The sequence below is a fragment of the Candidatus Acidiferrales bacterium genome, from assembly GCA_036514995.1.
In the GTDB taxonomy this organism is placed as follows: Bacteria; Acidobacteriota; Terriglobia; order Acidiferrales; family DATBWB01; genus DATBWB01.
Genome location: DATBWB010000022.1, coordinates 1 through 9865, shown reverse-complemented (window position 1 = coordinate 9865; position 9865 = coordinate 1). Strand labels below are relative to the sequence as shown.

At 61.2% G+C, this 9865-nt stretch carries 9 protein-coding genes and 1 tRNA gene; 5 read left to right on the top strand and 5 right to left on the bottom strand.

The features are described 5' to 3' along the window. On the top strand, positions 1-950 hold a 950-nt coding region (locus tag VIH17_01890), incomplete at its 5' end, for a (Fe-S)-binding protein (protein ID HEY4681983.1). A 103-nt stretch (positions 951-1053) separates the two neighbouring features. Here VIH17_01890 and VIH17_01885 read toward each other — a convergent pair. Continuing rightward, positions 1054-1554 carry a DinB family protein gene (locus VIH17_01885; protein ID HEY4681982.1) on the bottom strand — a complete coding sequence of 167 codons (501 nt, stop codon included), beginning with the start codon at positions 1552-1554 and terminating at the stop codon, positions 1054-1056. Between the two features lie 243 nt (positions 1555-1797). Between VIH17_01885 and acs the strand changes: the two genes are divergently transcribed. Continuing rightward, on the top strand, positions 1798-3789 hold the full coding sequence (gene acs / locus VIH17_01880; GenBank protein HEY4681981.1) for an acetate--CoA ligase: 1992 nt from the start codon (positions 1798-1800) through the stop codon (positions 3787-3789). 81 nt (positions 3790-3870) lie between these two features. Here acs and VIH17_01875 read toward each other — a convergent pair whose 3' ends face one another. Both VIH17_01875 and VIH17_01870 read right to left on the bottom strand, forming a co-directional pair. Further along, on the bottom strand, positions 3871-5931 hold the full coding sequence (locus VIH17_01875; GenBank protein HEY4681980.1) for a HEAT repeat domain-containing protein: 2061 nt from the start codon (positions 5929-5931) through the stop codon (positions 3871-3873). Further along, positions 5859-6131, bottom strand: a complete 273-nt coding sequence (locus VIH17_01870) for a hypothetical protein (protein ID HEY4681979.1) — start codon at positions 6129-6131, stop codon at positions 5859-5861. Before VIH17_01870 ends, VIH17_01875 begins: the two co-directional genes overlap by 73 nt. A 262-nt stretch (positions 6132-6393) precedes the next feature. On the opposite strand from VIH17_01870, the gene VIH17_01865 reads away from it, so the two are divergent. After that, entirely contained in the window at positions 6394-6681 is a 288-nt protein-coding gene (locus VIH17_01865; protein ID HEY4681978.1) for a hypothetical protein, read from the top strand. Between the two features lie 633 nt (positions 6682-7314). On the opposite strand, the gene VIH17_01860 is transcribed toward VIH17_01865, so the two are convergent. Both VIH17_01860 and VIH17_01855 read right to left on the bottom strand, forming a co-directional pair. Next, a tRNA-Ser gene (locus VIH17_01860) sits at positions 7315-7408 on the bottom strand. A 77-nt stretch (positions 7409-7485) separates the two neighbouring features. After that, positions 7486-8397, bottom strand: a complete 912-nt coding sequence (locus tag VIH17_01855; protein ID HEY4681977.1) for a serine hydrolase — start codon at positions 8395-8397, stop codon at positions 7486-7488. 227 nt (positions 8398-8624) lie between these two features. Here VIH17_01855 and VIH17_01850 point away from each other — a divergent pair, with 227 nt between their 5' ends. Together VIH17_01850 and VIH17_01845 are read left to right on the top strand one after the other, a co-directional pair. Next, a complete protein-coding gene (locus VIH17_01850; protein ID HEY4681976.1) occupies positions 8625-9518 on the top strand; it encodes a hypothetical protein in 894 nt (297 codons plus the stop codon). 164 nt (positions 9519-9682) lie between these two features. Next, on the top strand, positions 9683-9865 hold a 183-nt coding region (locus VIH17_01845; GenBank protein ID HEY4681975.1), incomplete at its 3' end, for a hypothetical protein.

The window sequence follows — 9865 nt, the reverse complement described above, 5'->3', positions numbered from 1 at the left end:
GCCGGCTGGTTTTTCATGAGTTGCTTCCCCACCCGAAGCGCATCCGAGCGCTGGGCCGGCTCCTTCGCTTCTACCAACATTCAGGGATGCAAGACCTCGTCCGGGCCACCCGTCTTGCTTCGCTGGTTGGCATGAAGGATGCCGAAGCCCTTCTTCCGCCGGTGAGCGACCGGTTTTTCTTTGATCGGCTCGGGAAAACGCTTCCGGCGCTAGGACGCCGGCGATTTCGCGTCGCTTTTTTTGCCGGATGCCTGGCGCAGATCATGTTCAACGAATTGAATGAAGCGACGGTGCGGGTGCTCGTAAAGAACGGCTGCGAGGTGGTGATCCCTTCCGGGCAACTCTGCTGCGGGGCCCTGGCCGTGCATGCCGGCGAGCGCGATCTGGCCCGCCGGCTCGCGCGGAAGAACATGGAGGTTTTTCTTGGGGAGTCCTTTGACGCCATCATCACCAATGCTGCCGGCTGCGGTTCCACCCTCAAAGGGTATGAGACGCTCTTCCCGGTGGATGGCGATCTGCGCGAGCGCAGCGCTGCCTTTTCCCGCAAGGTGAAGGACGTCACCGAATTTCTGGCCGCGGTCGGCCTGACACAATCCTTGCGCGAGACGCGACTGCGGGTGACCTACCAGGATTCCTGTCACCTGGCGCACGGGCAGAAAATCAAGGACGCCCCGCGGGAACTCCTTCGCATGGTTCCGGGAGTTGAGTTGGTGGAAATGTTCAACGCCGACCATTGCTGTGGGAGCGCCGGAATTTACAACGTGCAGCAACCGGAAATCTCTCTCGCCCTTCTGGATGAAAAAATGATCTATGCCCAAGCAACGCGGGCGGACGTCTTGCTGACGGCCAATCCCGGCTGCATGCTGCAACTGCGCGCCGGCGTCGCCCGGGCGCGAACCGGCCAGCAGGTGATGCACGTGGTGGAACTCCTCGACCAGGCCTCAACTTGAATGCCCGCCTTTGTGGTACCTCCGAGTGTTCTTGAGCTTTGAGTATGCCGGTGGCCGACGCTATCGGGCCCATTGGTTACCGGCCAGACGCAACCTCCTGAAGCTAGTCACCCGATGCGCCGGAATAGAGCGTGGCCGTATTGACGGGAAGCTCGATGAGCTTCAAGTAGGTAAACAACTGCATCTTGTGGTTGAGGAAGTGTTCGAGGAAACGAATCGAGATGAGCTCGCACTTTCCTTGCCAGCCCCAGGGAGTAGAAACCATCTTGGAAGAAAACTCTTGCTCGTTGATTCCGGCAAGGACTTCCTTCAGCGTTTTCTTGTCCTTGTTGAGTTTTTCAAGGGCTTCTTCGGGGGAGCAAGAGGGACAGTTTTCGAGCTTCGTCATCTCTTCAAACTGCTCCATCGTGAAAGGCCACTTGCCTGAGATGAGATTTCGCAACGGGCCGCCGAGGCCATCGCCGAGGTGAGAGACGAGCTGACCGAAACTCATGAAATTTTCTCGCGGCCGCCAGTCGAGCTTATCGCGCGGGACTATCCGGATCATCGCTTCGGCGGGCCGATAGGCTTCCATCAGGCAGTGGTAGTATTCGTCCTTGGTCATGACACACCTCGAAGGAAAACGGTCGATTCGTTCGGAGGAGGATTCTAACAAGCGGCTAGGCGGCTGTCATCCGCCGAGCGCATTTTCGCGGGCCAAGAAAGTTCTGCTATCATACGCACGTTCGAGTTCCTCCGGGGCAGTTGTAGAAGACAGCGAGGCGTGAGGCGCGCCCCGGGGGAGAAGAATTTCCTCGTGCGATAGCTCCAGAGACAGGATCGCAGAAATCGACCGACGGGGGTTGACGTGAAAGAAAAACCTGCGAAGGGTTCCCATGACACGCTGGCCCCGCCTGCGGGGGGGCTGGCCAATCTTCTGGTTGAAGGGCGCACCTTCGCGCCGCCACCGGCATTTCGCCAGAAGGCGGTGGTGAAAGACCCCGGCGTTTATGCGGCTGCGGCCCGCAATCCGGAAAAATTCTGGGAGAAGTTCGCCAAGGAGCTGGTCTGGGCAAAGCCGTGGAAAAAAGTGCTCCGCTGGAAGCCGCCGCACGCCGAATGGTTCGTGGGCGGAAAGATCAACGCCAGCGTCAACTGTCTCGACCGGCAAATCCAGGGCCCGCGGAAGAACAAGGCAGCCATCATCTGGGAGGGTGAGCCGGGCGATCAGCGCACGCTCACCTACCGGGACCTCTACCGCGACGTGAACAAATTCGCCAATGTGCTCAAATCGCTCGGCATTCGCAAAGGCGACCGGGTGGCCATCTACCTGCCCATGATTCCCGAGGCGGCGATTGCCATGCTCGCCTGCGCCAGGATTGGCGCGGTGCATTCGGTGGTCTTCGGCGGCTTCAGCGCGGAAGCGCTCAAAGATCGCATCCAGGACGCCCAGGCCAAGCTGCTCATTACCGCCGATGGCGGTTACCGCCGCGGCAATTTGTTGCCGCTCAAGCATGATTCCGACTATGCGGTGAAAGATTGCCCCTCGATCAAGAACGTCATCATCATCAAGCGCGGGGACTTTCCGCTGCGGGTGGTGGAGGGCCGCGACCACTGGTATCACCGGCTGATGCAGGACGCCAAGGCTTATTGCGAGCCCGAGCCCATGGATTCCGAGGACATGCTCTACATCCTTTATACCTCAGGCACCACCGGGAAACCCAAGGGCATCGTCCACACGACCGGCGGCTACCTCACCGGTGTCTATGCGACGATGAAGTGGGTTTTTGACCTCAAGGAAGATGACATCTACTGGTGCACGGCCGACATCGGCTGGGTTACCGGCCACAGCTATACCGTCTATGGCCCGCTGGCCAACGGCGCCACGGTCATCATGTATGAAGGCGCGCCCGACTGGCCCGACCGCGATCGCTTCTGGCAGATTATTGAGAAATACGGCGTGACGATCCTCTACACTGCGCCCACCGCCATCCGCAGCTTCATGAAGTGGGGCACCGAGTGGCCCGCCAAGCACGATCTCTCCAGCCTTCGCCTGCTCGGCACGGTGGGCGAGCCCATCAATCCGGAAGCCTGGGTCTGGTATTACAAAAACATTGGCGGCGAAAGGTGTCCGGTGGTGGACACATGGTGGCAGACGGAAACCGGCATGATCATGATCTCTCCGCTGCCCGGCCTCACGACTTTGAAGCCCGGCTCAGCCACGCAAGCCTTTCCGGGCATCGCTGCCGATGTATTTGACGACGCCGGCCATCGGGTCGAGGTTGGCGGCGGCTACCTTGCGCTCACTCGTCCATGGCCGGCCATGCTGCGCGGCATCTACGGCGATCCCGAACGCTACCGCCAACAATACTGGAGCAAATGGAAGGACAGCCTCTATTTCACGAGCGATGGCGTCAAGCGCGATGAGGAGGGCTACTTTTGGCTGCTGGGTCGGGTGGACGACGTGCTCAATGTGGCCGCCCACCGCATCGGGACGATGGAAGTGGAAAGCGCTCTGGTGGATCATCCGCACGTCGCTGAGGCCGCAGTGGTCGGCATCCCGCATGAGATCAAAGGCACCGCCATCGCCGCCTTCGTCACCCTCAAGGACGGGTACAAAGGCGATGGCGACATGGCTGAGGAACTCAAGGAGCATGTGGTGAAAAAGATCGGCGCCATCGCGCGCCCGGAGAAAATCCTTTTCGCCCCCGACCTGCCCAAGACGCGCAGCGGGAAAATCATGCGCCGGCTGCTGCGCGACATCGCTCAAGGCAAGACGCTCGGCGATACCACCACGCTGGCCGATCCGGCAACCGTTCTCGCCCTCAAGACGCGGTACGAAGAGGAGGCGGAAGGGTAGAACCCCCCGTGGCCACAGGCGGATTGCGCAAGCGTGGACGGGCGAAGAGAGGAAGCAACCGCGGCCGGTGATACCGCGACCCTACTTGGTGGCGGCTCGGGCGCGCAGAAACCTTCTCCACCGCGCGCGTTCTTTAAGATCCATCGAAACAAATTCCACGCCCAGACCGGCAGGCCGGACGCTGCGCACCATGCCGGTGGCATGGACCGGCCGGAGGCCCGAGCCAAGCGTCAGGGTTACGACTGTCCCGACGGGAAAGCGCTCGCCCGACTCAAAGAAAGCGCCGCCGAGTCCAGCGTTGCGCACGGTGGCGGTGATGCGGGATTCCGCGCTCTGGAGCGTGGCCGACAACCTAACTTCCAGATTCATGCGGCGATATTTGCGAGGCCGGCCCCCGCGACGATCCACCCAACTGGATTCTTCCGTCAAGGGCAGCGACCTGATCTCAGCCGCGGCTTCCCCTTTGATGAATTGGGCGACGGCCTGTCGCGCTTTCTCCCCGCCGATTCGCTCGAGAGCTTCTGCCGCGCAAATGCGAAGTTCCGGGGGATGCTTGCTGGACATGAAACTTCGTTCGCTCAGGATGCAGATGAGCGGCTCGACCGAGCGCTCGGCTCCAATGCGCCCTAAAGCTTCAACGGCTTTCACGCGCAGGTAGGGTTCATCGGCAAATTTGGCGCCGGTGGCATATTGGACGAGGAGATCGACCGCGTCGTTCTCCCGGAGCATGCCGAGCTCATCCATCACTCGCGGCTGAACATACTTGTGCAAGTGCGGCAATATCTCAATCAGGATACGAACGCGGCCGGGAACATCGCGGTGGATGACAGCCGTCAGGGCGGCATACTGCACTTGTGGATCCCGTTTGCCAACCATGAGGGGCAAGGCTTCGAGGATCGATTCTGGATGGCCGCGCTCGAGCCATTCGAGAGCCGTCATGACCGTCCGCCTGCGATCGGAAACCAGCATCATGCGGAGGACGGGCGCGGCCGCCTTCCCGAGCCCGCCGATCAATTCGGTTATGCCCTGGCGGCGAAGCGGATTGCTTTCGCGATCGGCCAGATCCATGGCCAGGTGAATCGTTTTTTCGGGAAGCAGGGAAAAGACCTGCAGCGCTCGGCCAATGTCGGGGCTACGGGAGGTGATGACCGACTGGAGGCGGTCGCCGAATTTATTGTCCTGGGTCAACTCCTCAAAAAGGGTCGCGCAGTTGCGGCCGCGCTCGCTTGGTTCGCCCGAGTACCTTTGCAACGCGCTCAGGATCTCCTGAGAGATCTCGTATTCGCTCCGCCGCCAGGCCATCTCTTCGATCTGCGCCAGCATGGCGCTGATGGGTTTCGAAATCGCGGGAGTGGCCTCTTGCTCCAGGCGGTCCAAGAGGACCTGCTTGAGCTGTTTAAGAAGGTCGGGGGTAGCGACGCGCTGCACCAGGTCAAGAAGATCCGGCAAGCCCACGGCGATTCGCCGGCGGGCTTCCGCTTCGGGTGAAGCAAGGCAGGCGGCGTAGTTTTGGAGGATAAAACGCACTTCGCGCTCCTTGCCGTTGGCAAGCAGGTCCTCCAGATGGAGGCGAATATTTTTCGCCGGTATCGCCCAGGCCTCCGGGCTGCGCAGGATACGGGTGCGAGTCGAGGGTGCCACTCCAAGCCAGAATTTTCGATCCAATTCCTCGGGGTAGCTGTCCAGGGTGACGCCCGCCTCGCGCAGCTTGAGGTCGCGCGACAAAATCCCCTTGCGCAAGGCCATGATTTGCTGAGCCAGGCGGTTGATCAGTTGGCGCGTTGCTTCGGCTGGCTGTACACCTCGCTCCAATTGCCCGATGGCATAGCGAATGGCAAGCTTTTCGGCCAGGTCCACCAGCATTTGGGCGGTGTTGCGTTCGCCGGTATCGGAAGGAGCCTGAGCCAGAAGGTTGATCAGGACAGCAGCGGGCTTGACCTCCAAATTCCCAACTGTCTCGCGCAACGCCATGGAGGCCTGTGGAGCGCTTGCCGCTCCGGAAACTTGTCCGCCCAAACGCATCAAGAGCCGCACCATGTCCACCACTTCGTTTTCGGAAAGCATCGTGGCTAGAGAAGCATCTGCCAGCGGACCCCACGCCCCCGTCCCCAGCCCGCCCGGAAGACCCGGCACGCCACCCACGACCCCACCTCCATCATAGCCACCTCCTCCACCGCCTGTCCCCGGAGAAGCGCCGCCCCCGGGCAAGCCCTGGCCTCCACCCGATCCGGGCGGTCCGTGGCCAGTCCCTCCTGCAAGACCGGCGTCCGTTCCGGTGCTGCCGGATGATGGAGCACCTCCTGGCGATGCCCACGGGCCACCGCCGCCTCCTTCGCTGCCACTCGAACCTTCTCCTGAGCCGCCTCCGCCAGGCCCGCTGCCGGAGCCGCTACCGGGCGTCAGCCATTCTGACCCTGCGCTCCCAGTGCCCGCTCCGCCTGAACCGCCTGTCCCCGGGGTGGTCCCTGAGATCGAAGCTTCTGCCGGGCTGTTCGCACCAGTCGGGACACTCCATCCAGCCATCGAGCCACTCGCAACGCCGGCGGCAGGGCTGAGATCAAAGCCCAGCCCCTGGTACCTGGCCATCAGAGCGGCCGAGAGCAATTGAACTGTCTTGCGGGGGTCCTGAAGCATGCCACCGATGCGCTCGGCTTGTTCCGGTCGAAGGACATCGCTCAGCAGCGTCCCGACCAGTTTGGCTTCTTCACTCTGCCGCTCCTCGCCCACGGTGGTGGCAACGTAGCGGATGGCATTCACCTTGACCGACTGCACTCCGGCTTCTCGCAGCTTCGCCTCGATTTGTTGTGTGCCTTGGCCCGGGGTCACGGGGACGCTCAAAGCCTCGATGAAGGCCCGGAAATCAGCTTCGCGGGGATCAGGCTCGAAAGTTAGACTCAGGAGGCTATGCTGGGACAAGAAATGAACCAGGGCTTGAGAGGTCATTCCTTCTTCGGTTGGCTGACTGTTGACCAAGAGACGGCCGTCAGCCACGCTGACTGTCAGCGGGGCTTCGCGCACGGCCGGACGAAGATCGGCCAGGCACTTGCCAAAGGCGCCGGCGACCTGGGGATGAGTGAGAGAGTAAAGTTGGGCGGATTTCAGCAGCCTCTGAAGCGAACGAAGAAACTTTGCCGTCTCGGCCGAGATCCGGGTGGTCTCTGCCATTCCGCCCTTTCCGGGGAAGGCCGAGCGTAACTCGAGTTCAGTGTACTAGCAATTGCTCTAGGACGCAAGTGGTTGATGTCTCGAAGGGTTACGGGAAAAACGCGGCTGCGCTGCCTATCTTCAAACGGTTCTAGTACTTGGTGGGGCTAACCGTTTCGATAACGCTGGTTAAAGGAGCCGCCTCAGTCTGGAGGCTCTCACAAGCTCGAACAAACCAAACTCACCCTACCTTGGTGATAATCTCCGGACACGGGGATGCTCTGGCGTCCCGCCTTCGAGGGGTATCGGGAATTAGCCCGATAATCGTGACGGGCTCGAAGCCCATCGCTCCTGAGGGGCAAGCACGACGAGCAAAGTTTCTGGCGGAGGGGGTGGGATTCGAACCCACGAGGCCAGGGTTAACCGGCCTATCCGCTTTCGAGGCGGGCCCATTCAACCGCTCTGGCACCCCTCCGCTTCATCAGTCACTCTAGCATACTCGAGGCGCTCGAAAAACTCGTTGGAATCCACCCTACTCACGCCTCGCCCATGTCAAGGCAGCCGGGCGCCATAGTCGTTCGACCGAGCCAGACGCTCGAAGTAGTCAAACACCCGGCGGGAGACGTCGCTGATGGCGCGGCCGGAGGCGTCGCTGTCCTTGGCGTAGGTGGTCATCACCGAGATGACATAGGGCCGCCCGGTGAGCAACACAATCCCGGAGTCGCAGTGCACGCCGGGAATGCTGCCGGGCTTATTGGCAAGGGCCACGTTTTCGGGCAGGCCGCGGCGCAGCGGCGTCTCCTTGGGGTATTTCAAGATTTCGAGGGCGGCGGCAGTGTGCGTGCCATCAAGGGCCTTGCCCTGGTGCAGCATTTCAAGCAGGGTGGCCATCTCGCGCGGCGTGGAGAGGTTTTCCCGGCTGGCGCGCTGCGCGTCCGTATCGAGCATCCTGCGTTGCAGGCGCGTTTGGGTGAGCCCGAGCCGCTTGAGGTTTTCGTTGACGTTGGCCATCCCGACGCGGTCAATGAGGATATTGGTGGCAGTGTTATCGGAGAGCACGATCATGACCGCGGCGAGGTCGCGCAGCGAAAGGGCCGAAGTACCGTCGCCGAAGCGTTGCAGGACGCCGCTGCCGCCCACCATCTGCGCGCGTTTCACTTCGACGCGTTCGTCGAGCCCAAGCGCGCCGGCCTGCGCCTGACGAAACAGTTCCAGGAGGACGGGGATCTTGATCGAGCTGGCCTGCGGGAAGACGGTATCGGCGTTGACGAGGAAAGTCTCGCCGCTGGTCAGGTCTTTCACCGTGATGCCCATGACGCCGTCGAAGGCGGCCGCCATCTGATTCAGCTCGCGGCCGAGTTTGGCGCGCAGGTCGGCGACGCGCAGGTCGGCCGGCGGCGCCTGCGCTGGCGCGGTGGGCAGAAAGGCAAGGCAAAGAGCCAGGATCATCAGGTGCGGCAACATTCGCCTCATCGAGTTCTCCTCCGGCAAGCGATGCAGCCGGCGCCAGAATTTGCCATTTTAACCTTCCTTCCGCGCAAAAAGCATACATCCGCCGGACTGTCGCGGCAAACCCACCGCCCTTCATCCTATCCCGCGGAAATAATCCGGGATCGTTTGACTTTGTCTCGCCCACAGGCTATTGTCTTGGCATTCCTTTCCGAGAATAAGCGCACCTGAGGAGGTGTTCCGTGAGGTTAACGGCCAAGTTTACGAGCTTGGTTGTGTTTGTGTGCCTTGCTGCCGGCCTTGTCTTGGCGCAGGCGCCGACGCCGCCGGGCTATGTCCACGTGTACATCGCGAAGATCAAGCCGGACAAGTTAGCCACCTACGAAAAGCTGGCGAAGCAGTGGGCCGACGCCTTTCGCAAGGAAGGCGGCGAAAACTGGATAACCATTCAACAACAGATCGGCGATTACAACACCATTGCTTTTGTTTCCTTCCGCAAGAGCTGGGGTGACCTGGACAAGCTTCCGAATGACAGGGAAATCTTGACAAAGGCTTACGGCAAACAGGAAGCCGAGAACATTTTCAAAACCGCATCCGAGTGCGAGCTGAGCAGCCGGATCTATTTCCGGAGGATGCGACCGGAGCTGAGCCTGAGGGCCGACCAGAATGACCTGGCCAGAGCCAGGCTAACCCGCGCCTCTTACCTGACGATCCGCCCCGGGCGCGGGCCTGATTTTGAGTATCTGGTGAAGAAGGTCATCGAGGCCAACCAGAAGCTCGACACTAAGGCCCACTTTACGGTTTCTCAGACCCTTAGCGGGGGCGCGCCCAGCTATGTGATTGTCACTACTGCCGGAGCCTTTGGCGATTTCGACTACGATCCGGGCAATGTCATCGAAAAAGCCTTCGGTACGGAAGAGGCCAATCGCTTCCGGACGACCATCGCCGAGGTGGTGGAACGCAGCGAAAACATCGTCTGGCGGATTCGGCCGGAGCTAAGCGCTCCCCCGCAAGAATACCTTGCCGTCAACCCCGATTTCTGGGCGCCGAAAGTTGTGGCCGCAGAGGCCGCAGCCGAAAAGTCGGCTATCGCCGCCCGTCCGGCCACCAAAAAGGAAAAGCTGCCGAAACCCTAACCGTAGTTTCAACCCTCAGCCTGAACCTCTGCCGGCAGGCGGTCCACGGCGGGCCGCCTGCCGCGCTCTACCAAGTCGCAAGGACTTGGGCAGCCCCTCCCTTTGACCGAACTTGCTTGTGGGCACGCGAATCCCTAGAATAAAAGCAGGTCAGGACGAAGGGGATGAGTTTCAAACTTCTGCTGCGCCGGATGCTCCTGCTGGACCTTCTCAAAGGTCTCTGGGTGACGTTTCGCTCGCAACATCCTCGGAACATCTACACCGAGCAATATCCCAAGGACCGCCCCTTGGTGGCGGAGCGTTACCGGGGAGCGCCGCGGCTGAACGACCATCCGGAGACGGGGGAG

What these genes read in the sequence shown, in the direction of transcription:
- VIH17_01885 (HEY4681982.1), bottom strand. Translation starts at nt 1,554, where the DNA reads ATGACCAAGGACGAATACTACCACTGCCTGATGGAAGCCTATCGGCCC.
- VIH17_01855 (HEY4681977.1), bottom strand. Translation starts at nt 8,397, where the DNA reads ATGTTGCCGCACCTGATGATCCTGGCTCTTTGCCTTGCCTTTCTGCCC.